The organism is Pseudoalteromonas sp. NZS127_1 (assembly GCF_015864295.1).
Classification (GTDB): domain Bacteria; phylum Pseudomonadota; class Gammaproteobacteria; order Enterobacterales; family Alteromonadaceae; genus Pseudoalteromonas; species Pseudoalteromonas arctica.
The window spans coordinates 70,223-91,455 of record NZ_JADYXO010000008.1 but is presented as its reverse complement, the minus strand read 5'-3'; the positions used below and the strand labels follow the sequence as shown (position 1 = coordinate 91,455).

Here is a 21,233-nt window from a genome sequence, read left to right as displayed (position 1 = left end):
ACATATACTTTTTTACGACAAGACATTGCAAATGGATCTATTAAATATCTCTTCATGATGATATTAATAGTGTCCTACGAAAAAATGGAGACTGATAAATGAGTGAACAATACGCCGCCTTGCGAGGTAATGTAAATTTACTAGGGCAACTACTAGGACAAACAATCAAAGATGCCCAAGGTCAAGCGATTTTAGATAAAGTGGAAGAAATTCGTGCTTTATCAAAATCATCTCGCAGTGGTAACGAAGACGACAGACAAGCGCTAATAGATGTTTTACATGCGCTTAGTGATGAAGAGCTTTTACCGGTTGCCCGTTCATTTAATCATTTTTTAAACCTTGCTAATGTAGCAGAGCAATTTCATACCGTTTCGCGTTTTAATGACGTTGGCCTTGGTCAACAAAACCCTCTCACTCAAACATTAAAAACGTTAGCTACAAAAGCAGAACAAGGCCAGTTAGACAGTAATCATTTGGCCGAAACACTCTCAAAACTCCACATAAACTTAGTACTGACCGCTCACCCAACCGAGGTTACGCGCCGTACTATTATTAACAAACACGTTGAACTAAGTGATTGCTTAGCGTCATTAGAGCGAAAAGATAACTTAGTGCAAGAGCGAGACAATATTTTAAATCGTATTGAACAGCTGATTAGCCAAGCTTGGCATACCGACGATATTCGTCGCTCTCGCCCAACGCCAGTTGATGAAGCCAAATGGGGCTATGCAGTAATAGAAAATAGCCTGTGGCATGCGGTTCCGCGCTTTTTACGTGAATTTTCAGCGAATGTTAAAGACCAGTTGAGCTTAGAGTTACCAATAGATTACAGCCCAATTGAGTTTACATCGTGGATGGGTGGAGACCGTGATGGTAATCCGTTTGTAACATCGCAGGTAACAAAAGAAGTGCTTGATCATGGTCGTTGGATGGCACTTAACTTATACATTCAAGACTTAAAAACGTTGTGCGCTGAACTCTCTATGTCAGATGCCAGTGATGAGCTTGTTGAGCTTGCAGGGCAGGAATTTGAACCATATAGAGCAGTAATCAAAAAGCTTAAAAATCAGGTTGCAGAAACAGTGGCGCACTTAGGTGCTAAAATTAAGAATAAGCGCAGCGATTCACAAGATTTAATTACTAATATTAATCAGCTTAAGCACCCAGTTGAAGTGTGCTATCGCTCGTTATTAAAGTGTAATATGAAAGTAGTTGCGGATGGCTTATTACTTGATTTACTGCACCGTATAAATAGCTTTGGTTTGCGTTTAGCCAAACTTGATGTGCGCCAAGATTCATCTCGCCACGGCGATGTGTTTTCAGAACTGACTCGTTATTTAGGTTTAGGCGACTACAACCAATGGCAAGAGCAAGACAAACAAGCATTTTTACTTGCAGAGCTTAACTCGCGCAGACCGCTTATTCCAAAACATTGGCAACCAAGCCCTGATGTACAAGAAGTACTTGATACCTTTGATGTAATTGCCAAGCAAGACGAAGCAACATTTGGTTTGTATATTATTTCGATGGCACGAACAGCGTCAGACATTTTAGCAGTACAACTGTTGCTAAAAGAAAGCGGCTGTAGCTTTGATTTACCAGTAGCACCGTTGTTTGAAACACTCGACGATTTAAACGCAGGCAGTGATGTAATTACCACATTGCTTGATAATGTTTGGTATCGCGGGCACATTAAAAACACCCAAAACGTAATGATTGGTTACTCTGATTCAGCTAAAGATGCTGGCATGATGGCAGCAGGTTGGGCGCAGTACGAAGCAATGGATAAGCTAGTACAGCTTGCTGATGCACGTGGTATTGAGCTTGTTTTATTCCACGGACGTGGTGGTACAGTAGGACGTGGTGGTGCACCCGCTGCACAAGCGCTGCATTCACAACCGCCTGGCTCATTAAAAGGTGGCTTGCGTGTAACCGAGCAAGGCGAGATGATTCGCTTTAAATTTGGTTTACCCGATGTAGCACTGCAAAGCTTAAATATTTACGCAGGCGCAGTTCTGCAAAGTAACTTATTACCGCCGCCGGAGCCAAAACCGCAGTGGCGCGAAGTAATGAAGCTAATAAGTGAGGAGTCGTGTGAGCATTACCGTAATGTAGTTCGCCATGATGAAAACTTTGTACCTTACTTTAGAATGGCAACACCTGAGCTTGAACTGTCTAAGTTACCGCTTGGCTCGCGTCCTGCAAAACGTAATCCTAATGGTGGCGTTGAAAGTCTACGTGCTATTCCATGGATTTTTGCGTGGAGCCAAAACCGTTTAATGCTTCCTGCATGGCTAGGTGCGTTAACAGGCTTAAAAGCTGCGCTTGATAAATACGGCGCCGAAACACTAAATGAAATGAGCTTACAGTGGCCGTTTTTTAGATCGCGCCTAGAAATGCTAGAAATGGTATTTAGTAAAGCCGATTGTTGGTTGAGTGAGCATTACGATAATGCGCTGGTGGAAGATATGTACAAACCACTGGGTGTAACACTTCGTAAAGAGCTTCAAGAAGCCATTAGCTTGGTACAATCACTTAGCCCGCAAAAAAGCCTACTAGCCGAACAACCTTGGATTAAGGAGTCGATTAGTTTACGTAACCCGTACACCGATCCACTTAACTTACTACAGGTTGAGCTTTTACGTCGTGCTCGCTCAGAGGAAAAACGCAACGAAGGTGACATTGATAATGCATTAATGATCACGATGACAGGTATTGCAGCAGGTATGCGTAATACCGGCTAACATGTTATTTTGTTAGGTATACCAATTAATTATTTTGTTGGGTATATCAGTTAAAATTAAAGGGAGCACGCGATGTGCTCCCTTTTTTGCGTTTAATAACCTAGCAATTAGCGGCTTAACCTTTTAAACTACTTAGCCATTGAATAATTAAAAAATGTTATGGCTTCAGCAACTTTTACTGTACAGCAAGATACAGCACTTACAAATTCTCACATCACATTAAACTTAGCGCAAACAGCGTCATTACGTAGTCAATTAAAATCACAACATGGCATATTAAATTCTAATAATATTAAAGCGTTATGCGCACAATTCAATGTGTCTGATGATGCATTATTACAAGGTTTAGTACCTTTGGCTTCTGAGTATGCTGTTGCGCCGATATCAGATTTTCATGTAGGCGCAATTGTTAAAGCACTTGATGAAAACGATGAGGTAAACTTTTACTTTGGTGCAAATGTAGAGTTTGATCATCAAGCATTGAGTTTAGTGGTTCATGCAGAGCAATCGGCTATAAATAACGCATGGTTAAACGGCGCTAAAAAAATAGTTAAAATAGCGATTAGCGATGCACCGTGTGGATACTGCCGCCAGTTTATGAACGAACTCGCTGATGCGAAAGAGTTTGATATTTTATTGCCAGAGCAACACTTTAAATTGGCAGAATTACTGCCGCACTCGTTTGGGCCGACTGATTTAGGTAACGCGTTTAGCTTGTTTAATCCAGAGCCTCACCAGCAAGTATTTGCAAATGATCAACTAGATGAAAAACTAGCAAGTACAGCATTAAACGCATACGTACCCTATAGTAAAAACTTTAGTGCAGTAAAAATTAGTACATTTGAAAATGGTGATTTTTACGGAAGTTACGCAGAAAACGCAGCGTACAGCCCAAGCTTGTCGCCACTACAAAGTGCACTTAGCCAATTATTTATCGCAGGGCTTAGCTTTAACGAAAGTACAGTAAAATCAATTACACTTTTAGAAACCGCAGGCCATGAAAACCAAGAGGGTGTAGCACGTGCTGTACTTGCAAGTTTTAAAAATCTACCGGCAATAGAAGTAATTAGCGCTCAGCTAAAATAACCTCTTAAAAACAATAAAGCACAGGCAAAGCTGTGCTTTATTAAAATGCGCCATTCTATCGAATTAAATAACTCACTAACTGCGTTAAAAATTATTCATATAAGACAACTATACTTCATAATTTTTGCCTTGTTACTGAGCCATTTTCTTATCGTTATAATAGCCCATTAATAATAGAATCCGTATTAATCAAGTAATACTTTAGCCGCTTCTAATACTACCGCTACAGATTTACGCTCAATTTCACCATGGTCAACATTTGGTATTTCTTGGCGAGTACGATTAACAAGTACGCCTGCTACACATGCTGCTTGTAAACCAAGGGCTGCACACATAGTGAATAATGTTGCTGATTCCATTTCGTAGTTCATCACGCCCAGTTTTTGCCACTCTTCGCAGCTACCTTGTAGTGATTTAGGAACGTAACCAGAATGCGTATCGTAACGCTCTTGTCCTGGATAAAATGTATCGCTTGATGCAGTAATACCAATATGAAAATCGATATTTAAGTTTTCACATGCTTGTACCATAGCTTGTGTTGCATAAAAGTCAGACACAGCAGGGTAGCTAAGAGGAGCAAAATGCTGGCTTGCACCGTCTAAACGTACAGACGCTTGGCTAATTAAAATTTCGCCTTCGTTGATATGTGGCTGAATCGCACCTGTTGTACCAATACGTAAAAATTTACGCACGCCAAGTTGTGCTAATTCTTCTACTGCAATCGACGTAGATGGACCACCAATACCCGTAGAACAAACAACCACCGAATGGCCGTTTAGTTGACCTAAGTAAACATGAAACTCACGAGTTTGAGCAAGGCAGGTTGGGTTGTCTAGGAATTGTGAAATGCGTGCAGCACGATCTGGATCGCCCGGTACAATCGCAAGTTTTGCACCTTTAAGATCGTCAATACATAGTCCTAAGTGAAATACCTTTTCCATAGCTAAGCCTTTTTATAATAAATTGTGTCAATCTAGCATCATTGCTAGAAACGTTTATCAAGTACAGGACGATTGTCCGTTTTATCTTAACTCCTCCAATTAAACCTTAATAATTTTAAGTACTCATTTGATTTATTCACCAACTATGAATATTCAATCAAACACTTATATTCGCAGCTCCGTTACGGTGTTGACTTGTTCAAGCAGACATAATAAGTATCACTCAAGCGCGTAACTACAATTTAAAAGTTGATTGCCGAATCATTTAAATACCATTTAAATTCATTTGCTTATGGCTTTGTTGATTGCATGAAAGTAAACGTATTTATTTACATTAGGCACTCACTTATTTAGAAAAACGAAATTTATTTGAAGTTTAGGCATTTTTAGTAATTTTGCATAACTAATCAAAAGTAATCGAAACTAATTAGCTGCGTACAGAACAAAAACCGAAGGAGTTTACTATGAGCACACAATTTGAAGCATTTAAAAACAAAGTTGAACACTATTTATGTTCACCAGGCGATGGTGTATTTACAGTAAACACTGCTAAAGAGCGCAAAGCCGCACTACGTAATAAGCTTTATGGGCAAACCGAAAACGTAGATTCACTTTGGCGCGACTCTTTAAATGAGCTACCAAATTCTCCACATAAAGCCGTAATGTTAGGTATTAGCTCAGACTGTGGCGGTGGTATTTTACGCGGCGCAAATTGGGGGCCGTTATTTGTGCGCTCAGCATTAATTGATCAGCAGCCGCAGTGTCATTCGTTTGATTTAGGCGATGTACGTGTAATCCCACATTTACTTCACGATAAATACTTAAACGATGCAACTATTTCTAATTGCCAAAAAGCCCTATACGGTAATGAAGATAACGACTATTACGTAAGTCCGTTATCAATCACAGAGGATGTATGCGACAGCTTTTACGCAACATTTAAAGATAAAGGCATATTTGGTATTGGTGGCGATCACTCAATTAGTTACCCACTTACTAAAGCGTATTTAAAGGCAAAACGTGAGCAAGGTAAGCGTACCGCTATTATTCACTTTGACGCGCATACCGACTTACTTGTTGAGCGCTTAGGCATAGATTTATGTTTTGGCTCGTGGTGTACACATATTTTAGAATTTTTACCGGCACCGCATCATTTAATTCAGTTTGGTATACGCTCAAGTGGTAAGCCAAAAGCGCATTGGGAAAGTACATTTGGTGTTAAGCAGCACTGGGCACATGAAATTATTGAGCGCGGTGCAGCGGCCGTTGCTGCTGATGCAATTGCACAGCTAAAAGCCGATAACGTTGATGAAGTTTACGTAAGCTTTGATATTGATGCGCTTGATGCCGAGTTTGCATCAGCCACAGGTACGCCAGAACATAATGGTTTAACACCACAGCATGCGCTTGATATTTTATCAGCTATTGCGGATGAGTTTCCGATTACGGGTGCTGATATGATGGAAATAGCCCCCTTTACCGACAGCTCTTTAGTGGGTCAATCAAGCTCTGAAACAACACTTAGAGAAGGCGCCAAAATTTCAGCATTTTTAATTAGTGCGATGAACAAGTAAGCTGTAGGTGCTATAAATACTAGCACTATCAGCGTATAAGTGTGCATTACATGACTAAAAACTAGCAGTTCATAAAGCCTCAGCTATATTTATTAAACACATATAATGAGTTGGTTGAGGCCTCACTGAATGAAATTATTGATCTTTTTATTGCTCATTAGCTGTATTAAAGTTGATGCAACTGAAATTACAATAGTAACGGAAGTATTTCCGGACTTTCAGTATCTCAATGAAGATAATAAACTCGTTGGCCGTTCTGTCGATAAAGTTCATAAAGCGCTAGAAGGCACTGGTATAAAATACACTATGTTGGCGCATAGTTGGGCCATATCTTACAATGCAGCGCTACGCGATAAAAACACCTGTATATTTTCAATTGTTCGACTACCTAATAGAGAAAGTAAGTTTAACTGGGTAGGCGAACTGGAAAGCTTTGATTCTGCTATTTATGGTCTAAAATCTAGAGGTATAAAGTTAAATACTCTCAATGATGCTAAAAAATATAAAATAGCAGTACTGCGTGATAACTTTAGTCATCACTATTTGCTTGAAAGGGGCTTTAGTGAAAGCAAGCATTTATTACTCATCGATAGCCTAGATAAAATAGATAAACTTATAAGCACTCGTCACGATATTCTTGATTTTGTTGTTCTTAGCAAAAAGCAATTTAGCTATCGAATAAAAACTGAGCCAAGGCTTGAGCTACTCGAGCCATTACTAAATCTAAATACAGCTCAATCTCCATTATTTTTTGCTTGTAATATAAATATGGATCCGGCCTTAGTTGTTCAATTAAAAGTCGCCTTTAAAGGCAATTAAACAGTTTAAAAAAAACAGTTTGATCAATGTAACCTCATGAAATTAAATTACTTTAATATATTTTATAAATATAAATTGCCGCATTTTAAAAACCGATTATAATCCAGCTGCTTTTTGTTTAAAAAAGCACTAACTTTTTGGAGCGTTAAATGGGTGATTTAATCGGGATTAGCTTATTGATCTTGATCAGTGCGTTGTTTGCTATGTCAGAAATAGCAATTGCAGCGTCGCGTAAAATAAAACTGCGAGTAATGGCAGATGAAGGGAATATAAAGGCAGCAGCGGTACTAAAGCTACAAGAAAATCCAGGGGCTTTTTTTGCCATGATCCAAATAGCACTCAACGCGATAGCGATATTGGGCGGTATTGTGGGCGAGCAGGCGCTATCTCCTTATGTTGAAAGTGTGTTGGTATTGTTTTATCAAGGTGTGCATTTAGAAAAGATTAGCTTTTTACTTTCATTTTTTACTATTACATCTTTGTTTATATTGTTTGCCGATTTAATGCCGAAGCGTTTAGCGATGATCATGCCAGAAGCCGTTGCAGTTCGTGTAGTAACCATTATGCGCTGGGTTACCTTTGCATTAACCCCGCTGGTGATGTTTTTTAATGGTGTTACTAACTTTGTACTGCGCTTATTTAAGGTGCCGGCTGAGCGAGAAGACAATGTAACAACAGAGGACATTGTTGCCATGATGGATGCAGGTGCTGCATATGGCAGTTTGCAAAAGCAAGAGTATGAACTCATTGGCAATGTGTTTGACCTAGAAGCACGGTTTTTATCAAGCGTGATGACGCCACGTGACCAAATTGTGTATTTTGATTTAAACGAATCTAGCCATGATATTGCCACTAAAATTATAGATCATCCTCATAATCACTTTTTAGTGGTGTCAGGAAATTTAGATAAGTTGCATGGCTCTGTTGAATCTAAAGATATTTTACGACAAGTCCTAAAAGGCGAAGCCGCCAATATAAACGACGACCTAATTGATAAAGATGTTTTTTACTTACCCGAAACATTAAGCCTATCAGAAGCTTTAAATGCGTTTAAAAGTGCAGCAAAACCATTTGCGGTAGTAGTAAACGAATATGCGCTTTCTGTGGGTATTGTTACGGTAAAAGATTTAATGAAAGGGTTTATGGGTGATTTAATCACTCATCAAGGCGACGAATTAATCATAGAACGCGATAAAAATTCATGGCTTGTAGATGGCTTAACCCCAATTACCGATTTAGCAAAAGTACTTGATATAGAAGAATTTCCTGACCAGATGCACTATGAAACGGTCGCTGGCTTTTTAATTTACAATATGAAGCGAATACCTAAACGCGCGGAGCATTTAACTTTTTCAGGTTTTAAGTTTGAAGTTGTTGATGTAGAAGGAATTAGGGTAGAGCAGTTGTTAGTTTCAAGGGTTATTAACCCGCAGAGTGCTAATATCCTTTAAAATAAGGTGTGCGCTTTAGTTTTTATATAAATAGCCAAGCTGTATTTGCTTGGCTTTTTTGTGTCTGTTAAAAGCTTTGTTTCTAAAATGAGATATTATTTCAATATGTTAAGTTGTTTTATTTTCATACAGTCTTGATTCTATTTTCATCTAATTAACATTAAATGCAACCTAAGACGTATATTGTACTGAGGAGTGTAAGTTTGTGTAAATTTCTTCTAATTAAGATTCATTATCAGCGCGTTTTAATTTAGAATGATCGTTCACTCTAAACTAAAAGGTATTTAACATGCAGCGTTCCCGCATCGCTTTATTTGTATTGTCAGCCCTCGTCGGTTCTGTTGCTTTAACTGGTTGCGATCAGGCTGCTGAGCAGTCACAAGCTTCAGCTCCTAAAGCTGTACCAGTGGGTGTACTTACATTAAAAAGCCAAGCGCTTACTCTCAAAAAAGAACTTCCTGGTCGTATCAGTGCATTTCAAATTGCTGAAATTCGCCCACAAGTAAGTGGTATTGTGCAATCTCGTTTATTTGTTGAAGGTAAAGAGGTTAAACAAGGCCAGGCTCTGTATCAAATAGACCCTGCGACATTTGAAGCAGACTTAGCAGCAAGTGAAGCAAGTGTTGCACGTGCTCAGGCGAGTATTTCAAGTAGTAAAGCTAAAGCATCTCGTTTTAGCGAGCTTTTAAAAATAAAAGCGGTAAGTCAGCAAGACTTTGATGAAGCAGATGCCGCATACAAACAAGCAAAAGCAGAATTATTAACGGCTAAAGCGCAGTTAAAATCGGCGCAAATTAACCTTGATTACAGCCATGTGTCGTCACCAATTAGTGGTCAAATTAGTAAATCAAGCGTAACTGTAGGTGCACTAGTTAGTGCTAACCAAAGTACTGCACTTGCTACAGTGACTCAGTTAGATCCAATTTATATCGATTTAACACAATCAAGTAATGAGCTTACCAAACTTAAAAAAGCAATATCATCAGGTGCTCTAAGTGTTGATTCGACTAGCCAAACTGACGTTGAACTTATTATGGAAGATGGCTCTGTTTATCCTCATAAAGGCACATTGCAGTTTTCTGAAGTGACAGTTGATCCAAGTACTGGCTCAGTAATACTACGTGCTAAATTTTCAAACCCAGAAAAATTATTACTGCCAGGCATGTATGCCCGAGCTTCTATTGTGGAAGGTGTTAAGGCGGGTGCTATTTTAGCTCCGCAACGTGGTGTTAGCCGTAATTCAAAAGGCGAACCAACAGCAATGGTTGTCAGCAAAGATAACACAGTAGAAAGCCGCGTATTAAAAGTAGATAGAACGATTGGTTCTGATTGGCTTGTTACTGATGGCTTAATGGATGGCGATAAATTAATAGTTGAAGGTTTACAAAAAATCCGCCCTGGTGCACCAGTGAATCCATCTGAAATTCAATCGTCTGCTAAAGCCGATCAAGCGCAATAACGGAGAGTTTTAATGTCACGATTTTTTATCGATAGACCGATATTTGCTTGGGTACTCGCTATTGTAGTGATGCTTGCAGGTATTTTGGCGATTAGGAGTTTACCTATTTCGCAGTATCCTTCAATTGCACCACCTGCAGTGAGTATTACTGCAACGTACCCTGGTGCATCTGCACGTACACTTGAAGATACGGTAACGCAAGTTATTGAGCAAAAAATGAAAGGACTTGATGGCCTGCTTTATATGTCATCTACGTCTGAGTCGAGTGGTTCTGCTACGCTTACACTTTCGTTTAGCGCTGAAACTGACCCTGATATTGCACAAGTTCAAGTGCAAAATAAACTAGCGACAGCGACTCCACTATTACCAGAAGCCGTTCAAAGGCAAGGTGTTGTAGTTGCAAAGTCAGCGCGTAACTTTTTAATGGTTTATGCTTTTGTGTCTAAAGATGGCAGCATGACCAATATTGATATTGGCGATTATGTTTCATCAAACGTGCAAGATATTGTCTCGCGTGTTGAAGGCGTAGGTGAAGTGCAGCTGTTTGGTTCTCAGTACGCGATGCGTATTTGGTTAGACCCTTCAAAGTTACAAAATTATAAGCTGACACCTGCTGATATTAGTGCATCAATTAGTGCGCAAAATGCACAAGTATCTGCTGGTCAACTTGGCGGTATGCCTGCCGTTGATGGTCAGCAACTTAATGCAACAGTAACGGCTCAAAGTCGATTACAAACGCCAGAGCAATTTGAACAAATATTGGTTAAAACCAATCCAGATGGCTCTTTTGTACGTCTAGAGGACGTTGCTAGAGTAGAGCTTGGCGGTGAAAGCTACCGCGTTGTTGCTCGTTACGATGGGCAACCTGCATCAGGATTAGGTATTAAATTAGCCAGTGGTGCTAACGCACTTGATACTGCCGCTGGAGTTAAAAAAGCAATTGAAGAGCTAAAACCGTTTTTCCCTGAAGGGTTAGATGCTGTTATACCTTACGACACAACGCCGTTTGTATCGTTATCTATTGAAAAAGTTATTCACACCTTAATTGAAGCCGTTGTACTTGTTTTTGTAGTTATGTATTTGTTCCTACAAAACTTTAGGGCAACACTTATACCAACAATAGCAGTGCCAGTGGTTTTACTCGGTACGTTTGGTATTTTATACACCTTTGGTTATTCAATAAATACGCTAACGATGTTTGCAATGGTACTTGCCATAGGCTTATTGGTAGATGACGCAATCGTTGTTGTAGAAAACGTTGAGCGCTTAATGACCGAGGAAAAGCTCTCGGCACTTGAAGCTACGCGTAAATCGATGGATGAAATTAAAGGCGCGCTGGTAGGTATTGCCATGGTGCTTTCTGCGGTATTTATCCCAATGGCATTCTTTAGTGGCTCTACCGGTATTATTTATCGTCAGTTTTCTATAACACTGGTATCGGCGATGGGGTTATCTGTTTTAGTTGCTCTTATTTTAACGCCTGCATTGTGTGCAACGCTTTTAAAACCAAGCCATGTACATAACAATGAGACGTTATTTGGCCGATTTTTTACAGGCTTTAACCGTGGTTTTGATAAAACAAATTCAGGTGCACAAAGCTTTGTAGGCCGTATGCTTACGCACTCTAAACGCTACTTACTTATTTATGGCGTGATTGTGGGCGGTATGGTTTATGTATTCTCAAGCTTGCCAACGGCATTTTTACCTGACGAAGACCAAGGTATTTTGTTTAACCAAGTATCATTACCGGCAGGCTCTACAACACAGCAAACGCTTGAGGTTGTTAAAAAGGTAGAAAATCACTTTTTAAACGATCAATCTGAAGCCGTAAACGGTATTTTTACCGTTACTGGTTTTAGTTTTGCAGGCTCTGGCCAAAACTCAGCAATTGCCTTTGTTAACCTTAAACATTGGGATGAGCGTCAGCGTGACGAGTTATCTGTTCAAGGTGTTGCAGGTAAAGCGATGGGCTACTTTTCAACGATAAAAGAAGCATTTGTGTTTGCATTCCCGCCACCTGCAATTGTTGAACTGGGAACTGCTAATGGCTTCAATATTTTCTTACAAGACCGTGTAGGCCTTGGCCATGACGCACTTTTAGCTGCACGAAATCAGTTATTAGGTTTAGCAAGCCAAAGTCCAATTTTAGCGGGCGTGCGTCCAAACGGACAAGAAGATATGCCAGAACTACAACTTGATACAGATTTGGCAAAAGCCGAAGCGCTTGGCGTGTCGCAAAACGATATTAACAGTACACTTTCGACAGCATGGGGTAGTAGTTATGTGAATGACTTTATTGACCGTGGTCGAGTTAAAAAAGTGTATATGCAAGGTGATGCACAATCGCGCATGGTGCCTGAGGATCTAAATAAGTGGTATGTGCGCAATGATAATGGCGATATGGTGCCGTTTTCAGCGTTTGCTAGTGCCTACTGGACGTATGGTTCGCCACGTTTAGAGCGTTACAATGGTTTTTCAGCAATGGAAATTCAAGGTAGTGCAGCGCCGGGTTACAGTACAGGCCAAGCAATGGATGAAATGGAGCGTTTAGTTAAACAGCTGCCTAATGGTATTTCGTCTGAATGGACCGGTATTTCATTCCAAGAGCGCTCTAGTAGTGGCCAAGCGCCATTATTATATGGCTTATCGCTGTTGTTTGTATTTTTATGTTTAGCTGCACTTTATGAAAGTTGGTCGGTACCATTTGCGGTAATGATGATTGTGCCACTGGGTATATTTGGTGCAATTATGGCGGCGCTTGGTGGTGGCTTATCTAACGATATTTACTTGCAGGTAGGCTTGTTGACCACCATTGGTTTAGCCTCTAAAAATGCGATATTAATTGTTGAATTTGCTATTCATAAAATGGATGAAGGACTAGGGCTTGTTGATGCTGCAGTTGCTGCGGTACGCCTTCGTTTACGTCCAATTTTAATGACTTCAATGGCGTTTATTTGTGGTGTAATCCCACTAGCAATCGCCTCAAGTGCAGGTTCTGGTGCGCAAAATGCGCTAGGTATTTCAATTATTGGTGGCACACTTGCATCATCAATATTAGTTGTTGTTTTTGTACCTTTATTCTTTGTTTTAGTTCGCCGTGTATTCCCAGGTAAAGCTAAAGAGACAACGAAGGAGAGTGCAGAATGAGTATTAAAACATTCAGCCTAAGTGCAATTACTTTATTGGTGCTAAGTGGTTGTCAATTAGCGCCAGAGCAAAAAGACCTTGCTCTACCAGTATCTGATGCTTATGCATCAGGTACTGAGCAAAGCGCTGCGCAGCAATTAAATTGGCAGCAGTTTTTTAATGATGAAAAACTACAAACCTTAATTACGCAAAGCCTTGAGCATAATAAAGACATGCAAATTGCAGTGCTTAATGTGCAGCGTGTGCGTGGTTTGTATCAAATTGAAGACTCTGCTTTGTACCCGTCGCTTGATTTAAATGCTTCTGGTACTCGCCAGCGTTTACCGGCTGATTTATCGGGTACTGGCGATGCAGCTATTAGCTCGCAATACAGTGCAACGGTAGGTATTACCTCATACGAGTTAGATATTTGGGGCAAAGTGCGCAATCAATCAGCGCAAGCATTGCAAAATTTATACTCTACAGAGCTTAGCCAATACAGTACGCAGGTGTCTTTAATTTCAGAGCTTGCAAATGCATGGCTTAATTACGCAACAGACTTACAACTGCTAGAGCTTGCAAAAGAAACGTTAACCTCTCAGCAAGAGTCATTATCGCTTACACAAAAAAGCTTTGATTTAGGTGCAACGTCTTCTATTACGCTTGAGCAGCTTAGAAGTACAGTTGCTACAGCAAAAGTAGACATAGCAACGTATAAGCGTTTATTAAAGCGTGATAAAAGCGCTCTAGATTTATTAGTGGGTAAATCTGTTTCGGCTGATTTACTGCCAAATAAAGACCTTACCAACTTGATTACCATGCCAGAAGTACCGGTTGGCTTACCGTCTGATTTGCTATCGCAGCGCCCAGATATTAAAGCCGCTGAGCATTTACTGCTTGCTGCAAATGCCAATATTGGTATTGCACGTGCAGCGTTTTATCCAAGTATTAGCTTAACGGCCAATGCAGGGTCTGCTTCAAGTGATTTGAGTGGCTTGTTTGATTCGGGCTCAGGTACATGGAGTTTTGTACCGTCAATTAGCTTACCTATTTTTAATATGGGACGTAACCAAGCAAATCTTGATGTAGCAAAAGCAGATCAAGAAATTGCAGTGGCAACGTACCAGCAAAAAATTCAAAATGCGTTTCGCGAAGTGGCCGATGCACTCGCCGACAGAGAAGGCTATCAAGAGCAATTAAGTGCGCTTGATATGCTTATAAGTAGCCGACAAACCACGTTTGATTTATCAAAAATGCGTTACGAAAAAGGCGCAGATAGCTACTTACAAGTACTTGATGCTCAGCGTACATGGTATGGCGCGCAGCAACAGTTAATTAGCGGCCAGCAATCATATCTTGCTAGCCAAATTAACTTATACAAAGCGCTTGGTGGCGGATGGAATACGAGCGACAAAACAACTCAGGAAGAGCAGTAATATTAGCAGCTCGCTGGCGAGCTGCATTTTAATGATACAGCGAGGCTATTTATAGTGCTCGCTTTACTGAGTTTAAGACTTAGTAGTGGAGTTGAACATGAAGCCTAAAGCAAAAAGGCAAACAGATCCCGCGATAGCGCAAGCTAGGCGCGAACAAATACTAACAGCTGCTGCAGAGTGTTTTCACCGAAAAGGTTACCACGGTGCAGGCATGGCTGAAATATCTAAAACAGCAGGGATGAGTGCAGGCCATATTTATAATTACTTTGAAAGTAAAGAAGCAATTATAGAAAGCATTATTGAAAAAGACATGGAAGAGATGTTTTCTATCTTCCAACAGTTTGAAGATCATCCTGGTGATGTACTTCAAGCGCTCATTGATGGCTTAAACATTGGTGTGCAAAGGCACATGGACACGGGATCGTGTGTTATTGATTTAGACATGATGGCTGAAGCAGGTCGAAATGTTAAAGTGGCAACACTTTTACGCGAAACTGATGTTCAGGCAAGAGATCGCATGAGACAGCTTTTAACAAGTGAGCGAAGTGCGCTAAAAGATATTGATGAACTTGAACTTGAAAGCCGAATTAATGTTATTTTTTCGATGATGGCAGGGTTATTACTCAGAAAGTTACTCTACCCTGAACTAACCGAAGAAACGGTACTAATAGCACTTCGCCCTGCAATGAAAACATTACTGATGCCATTTGATGAAGCGCAGTAACGCTCAAAATAAATAACCAAAAGTAAGCTAGCCAATATTTTGGCTAGCTTTTTTATTTTAGTCTATTTAAAAGCGCTCGATTGACCACTGAAGTGCAATGATTGCGATAGCAACGGAGCCCATTGGCATTAACCACTTTTTATACCAAGTGTAGTGTCGTACATAAATGAGTATTGGTAAGGCTACTAGTAAGATACTAAGTTGACCGATTTCGACGCCTAAATTAAACGCTAAAATGCTAAGCAGTTGATAGTCGCTCGATAAGCCAAGTTCGCCAAGTACGCTCGCAAATCCCATCCCGTGCAGTAAACCAAAAGCAAAAGTAAGCCAACCTAAACGAAGTACCAACGGCCACACATTATTTAATGCTGCAAATAAAACCGATATAGCAATTCCAAGCTCTACCCAGCGGCTATTTGGTGATACTAAGTTCATAGCGGTGGCGGTAAGCGTAATAGAGTGCGCAAGTGTAAACGCGGTTACTATCCATGCTGTGTGTTTAATAATTTGTTTTTTAGAGCTAATACCTTGCCATGCTTTATCGCTGCGCTTTAAAACACAGGTAAGTAACAGGGCGATTAAAAATAAAATATGATCAATACCAATCCAAATATGTAAAACACCCTGATACACGTATTGATTAAACGTACTTAAATAACTTGTTTGCTCAAAGCTGAACGTTTGTTGTGCCTCGTTGATATTAAATACACGAGATACACCGTTTATATTTACGATGGATTTATGATTGGCATCGGTATTAAAAAAAGCAGAATAGGAAAGGGAGATTGCTTCATTGTCATCACAGCTAAACAGCAACGGAATCACCAAATAAGGCTGGTTAAAATGGTTATCTAGCTGATAGATACCTTCACTTTTTAAAAGGCATGATTGCGCGTTTTGCGTGATATTTAAATTTTCTTCAATGAAGTTATTAATTGAGCTGCGTTTTGCTTTTATTTCTGCCCACGAAATTTGCCCGTTTTTATCTAAATCCAGAGGCACTGCGGGCTCTAAGTCGGCTATATTAATTTGCCAGGTACCCGTGTATTGGTTTTTGTTGGTGTCGTTATTGCTCTCGCTATTTAAGGTTATATAACTTGTACTTAATTGATGGGCAAAGCTGTAAGTTGAAAAAATGCACAGCATTAAAGTGAGTATAAATAGATAAAGCGTTTTCATAGTGTGTCTCGTTGCATCGCTTTTGCTTGAGTAAGTAATTGCTCATCGGTGCTCATTTTAGCCTGTTGCCAATTAATATGAGCCCAGTAAAGTGCTTTTTCGCGATTTGGTTGTACATCAAGGTAATATTTAGCTAAGTCACTTGCATGAAAAGAATCTTTGCGAAGCTCTCGTAGTGCAACTCTTTGCGTCATTGTATTTTGCCATTTTTTATCGCGTTTATTTAGTTTTTTTTCTGCGATTGAAAGTCTTAACAAAATAGCATCCTCTAAATTACTTTTATCAGGAAGCAGTACGCTTAATGTATTTAATACTTGTTGCGGTTGATTTAGAGCAATTTGAATATCGGCCCATAAAACAATAAGGCTCACAGGGGCTTGAACTAAATCTACACTTTGTAAGTGAGACAAAGCTTGTTTGTAGTTGTTTAAACGGTAGCTCATTTCACTTAAAACATGGTTTGTAGCTAGGCTAGTTTGATTATTATTTATAATTTTTACTAATGCTTGGTAGCTGTCTAAAACGCTTTCATGTTGGCTTTGTACATCGAGTACACAGGTGCTAGCAGTAATAGTGCTTACTTGCCCAATTAAGGCTACGCAGTGTTTTTTTGCTTGTGCGAACTTACCTTGAGTCATAAATATATTGGCTAGCAATAAATGGCTATTATTATGTTTTGGCTCTCCAATCAAAACGTTGTTTGCAATATCAATAGCTTCGTCAAAAAGGTGCTCTTTTTGTAAAACGCGAGCATATAAGTAACCAATTTGAGATGAGGGTGTGTGTTTATATAGCTGGGCTAAACGGGTTTTAAGTAGCCCCTGTAAGCGCTCTGTTTGGCCGGCATATTGGCTGTTAGTGACTAATGTATTTATTTCGTCAACAGAGAGGGAAGCACTAAGCGTTGAATTACTTTTAGCAATAACTGCATCATCTTTTGGGGTAAAAGGCGCAGCGCTTAACGCAAGGGGTGTTAGGCATAAAGTAATAAATGCGACGGACTTAAAAATTGATAAATGCATTATAAATATCCTTTGAAAAAAGCCATCCATGGCCTGTCAGCTTAATTACTTGGTTAGTTACCGTTTGTTGAAATCAATCCATCAACATCGGTATCGGTGTTTGTAAACACCCGACCGTTAACAGTTAACGGCTCTGCATTTGGGGCTTGATTAAATGCATCGGTTGCAAATTGAGCAAAGTCGACTTGTAGTGCGTCAATTGTAATGTTCACTGTTGCAGTTACTTGCGAATTAACGCCATCACTTACACCAAACATAAAACTATCTGAACCTGTCACTTCTTTATTCGGTGTGTAGGTAAAGTTACCATCGCTATTAACGGTAACAGTTCCAAGAGTTGGCTCACTTGTTAACGAGTAAGTAAGCGAATCGCCATCATTGTCGGTTGCGCTAAGCATATCGGTAATGCTTACTTCAGTTTGTGTAGTTAGCATTGCATCACTTGGTGTAGGCGCTGTGTTTACAACCGGAGTAGGCTGTTTTTTATCATCATCGCTACTACATGCTCCCAATGTTAATGCACTGAGGAGAACACAAATATGGGTAGTTTTTAAATTACGCATTATTTTACTCCTTATTTAGAGCCAGCAAGCGGTGTTGCAAGGTATGGGAATGTTGAGTCCATCATTGTTGCATCAATAGGTGCGCCATCAGTAAATGGAACTGTACCCGTATTAGCATCCTCTGGTGCACAAAGACCTAAGTCAGTGTCTTCACCATTTACAGGAATAGGATGACATAAACGACCCATCACAACACGAAGTGCAATATCAACCACATCATCACCCGGGCGACGACCATTTGGGAAACCAGCTAAGTCATTGCCAGCTACACCAAATGCAGATTGATCAGCTTGCGCTGTTGCTGCAATGGCTGTGTTTAAACGCAGCATTTCTGAAGGTGTTACCGTTGCTTGTTGATTAACGCCTGCAAAACCCGTTAAAAATGCAGTGATTAAATCAGTACGCGGAAAGTTAGTGGGTGCTAGTGTTTCAAAGCTAGTATCAAGGGTAGAGTTAACAGCATCTTTAAACAAAATGTTTAATAACTCTGGTAGTGCTGGATGAGATACATAATCTAAAAATTGTGCATCATCTTTAGGATGAGCTGTAGAGAATGTATCTTTATCTTTAATACCAATTACAAGCTCGTTTACAAGTGGGCTACCAAGGCGTGAAACCTGAGTTAATGCACCGCCGTTTACCGCATTATTAGCAAATTTAGCATTTGGGTTTAATATACGTGCTTGGGGTAAGCTTGCTGTTGTCCACGAGCCAATTACTTTATTTCCATCACCTACAATACAACTCTTTGGTATTTCGATAGCAATTGATGTGACGTTTTTATCTGCAAGGTCGTCGTTATCTGCCGATTGTGTAATACCACCTGGAAAACCGCCGCCGTCACCAGCACCTGGGGCGCTGTCACCCTCTACAGGTACATAGTTAACTAAATCAAATGTTTTACCTAGGTTAACTACAAACGGGTCTTTACGCTGTCCTACAAAAACTTGTGCCATGCTTTCACAGTTAGGAATTGAAACCTGATACACAAATTGATCCGCATAAGTTTGGTAATCACTCATCGATCCAAATGTCTTATCACCTACATAATCAAGTGGTTTAGAGAATGTGCTTGAGTTTGAGGCTGTGTTGTTTAATACAGTAGCTTCGCCAGTACGCTGTGCGCCGCTAATCATGCTCATTGTGTATGATTCGCTAAAGTTAGCTGCGCTGTCATCACCTGCAGCCACACCGCCTACATTTTTAAGAGGTACAGACACGGTGCGTTGATTACCTTCAGGTCCAACCGTTAATTGCACACCTTGGTTATCATTAGGGAGCATGCTTTTAAAGTTAAACGCAAATGTAATATCTTCAACAGCATCGCCATCGTTATCGATATGAATGCTGTAAGTTGCATCTGGATCCATTGCAAAGTAATTAGGGCCGCCGAATGCGTCTTGTAGCGGAATATAGTTAGCTATTAGTGTTACAAAATCGCCACGACCTTGCTCGTAACTATTAAATACATAAAAATCGGTTGAATCTAAAGTTGGGAAACGGCTTATATTTGGCGCTTCTCTGTGGCTAGATGCTTCACTTGGAGCACTTACAAACGTACTACATATTACTACTGCGAGTATTGATGGAGTTAAAGCTTTCATGACTTTGTCCTTTAGTTTTGATTGAAGTCATAGCTAATAACGGGGCAGGATTTAAATTGGATGCAAAAAAGTTAAATTAAATTTATATTTTGTTGAAAAACTTGAATTGAGGGTTGGCTACTTTATACAAGCAGCCAACATTGGTCATAATAGCAAGGTTATAAAAGTACCAGCTCTGTGGTGTATAACACCTCAGTCGGTAATCCATTTGGCGAGCCACCAATAGGCTCTAAGCTTACTGCAAGCAATGCGATATCACTTGCGTTAAAGCGGTTATCTTTTAATAATATTTTACTGCCTTGCTTGGGAAGTAAACCCAATGAAATAGGTGCATCTTGCCCTTTTAAAATCATCCACAACTCATAATCTTTATTAGTTTGGGCAACCAATTGGCTACTGGCTTTAATTGAGAGCCCTTGCTCGCTTACATCAATAAACCATAATGATTGTTTATCTTGATTTTGAACCAAAGCAATTTGTTGAGTGTGCATAACATTGGTACTAGGTTGAATAACCAAAAAGGCTAAAACAATACACGCAGCAGTTGCCACAAAAGACCATGTACGCCAAATTGAAGGCTTGGTATGTATGACTGTTTTACTTGTTTGTGGCCTGTTTTCAATACGCTGTAGTATATTTACCCATACATCGTCACGTGGTGTTTGCGGTGTAATAGCACTCGCTAAGTTGTTTAGGTTTTGCTCCCATAGACTTGTTGCTTCACGTGCTTGATTTGAGTTAAGTAACAGACGCTGAAAACGCTTACGGGCAAGCCCTCTAAGTGTGCCAAGCACGTACTGCCCAGCAAGCGCGTCTAATAGTTCGGGTTTATTATAATTCATAATGTTAAACACCTTTGTAGCTGCATAAGCCCACGCCTGATCCAGCTTTTAACTGTACCTAATGGCGTTTCTATATGATCCACTAACTCGCTATGACTCAGCCCCTTATAATAAGCTAAGTGAATAGCTTGTTTTTGTTGCGGTTCAAGTTGTTCGATACAATTAACCAGTTTCGTTTCTTCATCGTAATTAACGTCAACACTTTCATTTTCATATTCGTCATCGCCTAACGACTGCTCTTTTCGTACTTTGTGATAGCGCAGTGAGTCAAGACTTCTATACCTAACTATACTTATCATCCAACTAATAACGGTGCCTTTAGAGGCGTTATATTCAGATGCGTTATGCCAAATTTTTATAAAAGCGTCTTGTAGTGCCTCTTCCGCATAAGCTCTGTTAGTGAGCATATTTAAACTAATAGCAAAAAGTTTGCCGCTAGTTTGTTGATATAAACTTGAGAAAGCATTTTTGTCTCCTTGTGCTGTTGCGCACAAAAGAGGGAGTAAATCATCGTTATCCATAGGGGTCCTGTTTTTCTTATTATCATTGAGAAAACGGTTGAGAGTGTGATTTGGATGCAAAAAATTTAATTGATTTTTAGATTAGCTGCTTTATACGTTAGTACAAGCAATAACCGATCAGTGTTTGAAATTTAGACGTGTA

The 21,233-nt window shown here is 39.9% G+C and carries 16 protein-coding genes; 9 read left to right on the top strand and 7 right to left on the bottom strand.

All coding sequences use genetic code 11. From position 1 onward, the window contains the following. Positions 1-98: 98 nt before the first annotated feature. Positions 99-2,744 carry a phosphoenolpyruvate carboxylase gene (gene ppc / locus I6F50_RS09480; RefSeq protein ID WP_165724946.1) on the top strand — a complete coding sequence of 882 codons (2,646 nt, stop codon included), beginning with the start codon at positions 99-101 and terminating at the stop codon, positions 2,742-2,744. Between the two features lie 159 nt (positions 2,745-2,903). Continuing rightward, positions 2,904-3,830: a cytidine deaminase gene (cdd, locus tag I6F50_RS09475; RefSeq protein WP_197176062.1), complete on the top strand. Its 927-nt coding sequence runs from the start codon at positions 2,904-2,906 to the stop codon at positions 3,828-3,830. Between the two features lie 185 nt (positions 3,831-4,015). Here the strand turns inward: cdd and udp are convergent, their stop codons facing one another. Continuing rightward, complete coding sequence (gene udp / locus I6F50_RS09470) at positions 4,016-4,771, bottom strand: uridine phosphorylase (protein WP_197176060.1); 756 nt, start codon at positions 4,769-4,771, stop codon at positions 4,016-4,018. 464 nt (positions 4,772-5,235) lie between these two features. On the opposite strand from udp, the gene I6F50_RS09465 reads away from it, so the two are divergent. From I6F50_RS09465 to I6F50_RS09435, 7 genes are all read left to right on the top strand, one after another. Beyond that, complete coding sequence (locus tag I6F50_RS09465; RefSeq protein ID WP_166420019.1) at positions 5,236-6,345, top strand: arginase family protein; 1,110 nt, start codon at positions 5,236-5,238, stop codon at positions 6,343-6,345. Positions 6,346-6,474: 129 nt separating this feature from the next. Next, entirely contained in the window at positions 6,475-7,164 is a 690-nt protein-coding gene (locus I6F50_RS09460) for a transporter substrate-binding domain-containing protein (protein WP_197160476.1), read from the top strand. A gap of 149 nt (positions 7,165-7,313) precedes the next feature. Beyond that, a complete protein-coding gene (locus I6F50_RS09455; RefSeq protein ID WP_197139336.1) occupies positions 7,314-8,615 on the top strand; it encodes a hemolysin family protein in 1,302 nt (433 codons plus the stop codon). Between the two features lie 289 nt (positions 8,616-8,904). After that, positions 8,905-10,074 (top strand): efflux RND transporter periplasmic adaptor subunit, encoded by a 1,170-nt coding sequence (locus I6F50_RS09450; RefSeq protein WP_007582389.1) that lies wholly within the window; start codon positions 8,905-8,907, stop codon positions 10,072-10,074. A gap of 12 nt (positions 10,075-10,086) precedes the next feature. Then, on the top strand, positions 10,087-13,221 hold the full coding sequence (locus tag I6F50_RS09445) for an efflux RND transporter permease subunit (RefSeq protein WP_165728365.1): 3,135 nt from the start codon (positions 10,087-10,089) through the stop codon (positions 13,219-13,221). Then, positions 13,218-14,636: an efflux transporter outer membrane subunit gene (locus tag I6F50_RS09440; RefSeq protein ID WP_197176058.1), complete on the top strand. Its 1,419-nt coding sequence runs from the start codon at positions 13,218-13,220 to the stop codon at positions 14,634-14,636. The genes I6F50_RS09445 and I6F50_RS09440 overlap by 4 nt, the downstream gene beginning before the upstream one ends. 97 nt (positions 14,637-14,733) lie before the next feature. Beyond that, on the top strand, positions 14,734-15,360 hold the full coding sequence (locus I6F50_RS09435; RefSeq protein WP_197176056.1) for a TetR/AcrR family transcriptional regulator: 627 nt from the start codon (positions 14,734-14,736) through the stop codon (positions 15,358-15,360). A gap of 66 nt (positions 15,361-15,426) precedes the next feature. On the opposite strand, the gene I6F50_RS09430 is transcribed toward I6F50_RS09435, so the two are convergent. The 6 genes from I6F50_RS09430 to I6F50_RS09405 form a co-directional block, all read right to left on the bottom strand. Continuing rightward, positions 15,427-16,539 (bottom strand): HupE/UreJ family protein, encoded by a 1,113-nt coding sequence (locus I6F50_RS09430; protein ID WP_197176054.1) that lies wholly within the window; start codon positions 16,537-16,539, stop codon positions 15,427-15,429. Further along, positions 16,536-17,561 (bottom strand): hypothetical protein, encoded by a 1,026-nt coding sequence (locus I6F50_RS09425; RefSeq protein WP_197176052.1) that lies wholly within the window; start codon positions 17,559-17,561, stop codon positions 16,536-16,538. Before I6F50_RS09425 ends, I6F50_RS09430 begins: the two co-directional genes overlap by 4 nt. Before the next feature lie 53 nt (positions 17,562-17,614). Beyond that, positions 17,615-18,124, bottom strand: coding sequence for an Ig-like domain-containing protein (locus I6F50_RS09420; protein ID WP_197176049.1), 510 nt, complete (start codon positions 18,122-18,124; stop codon positions 17,615-17,617). A gap of 11 nt (positions 18,125-18,135) precedes the next feature. After that, positions 18,136-19,728: a DUF4331 domain-containing protein gene (locus tag I6F50_RS09415; RefSeq protein ID WP_197176047.1), complete on the bottom strand. Its 1,593-nt coding sequence runs from the start codon at positions 19,726-19,728 to the stop codon at positions 18,136-18,138. Between the two features lie 158 nt (positions 19,729-19,886). Beyond that, on the bottom strand, positions 19,887-20,570 hold the full coding sequence (locus I6F50_RS09410) for an anti-sigma factor (protein WP_197176045.1): 684 nt from the start codon (positions 20,568-20,570) through the stop codon (positions 19,887-19,889). Next, positions 20,567-21,091: a sigma-70 family RNA polymerase sigma factor gene (locus I6F50_RS09405; RefSeq protein ID WP_007582398.1), complete on the bottom strand. Its 525-nt coding sequence runs from the start codon at positions 21,089-21,091 to the stop codon at positions 20,567-20,569. Before I6F50_RS09405 ends, I6F50_RS09410 begins: the two co-directional genes overlap by 4 nt. Between the last annotated feature and the right edge of the window lie 142 nt (positions 21,092-21,233).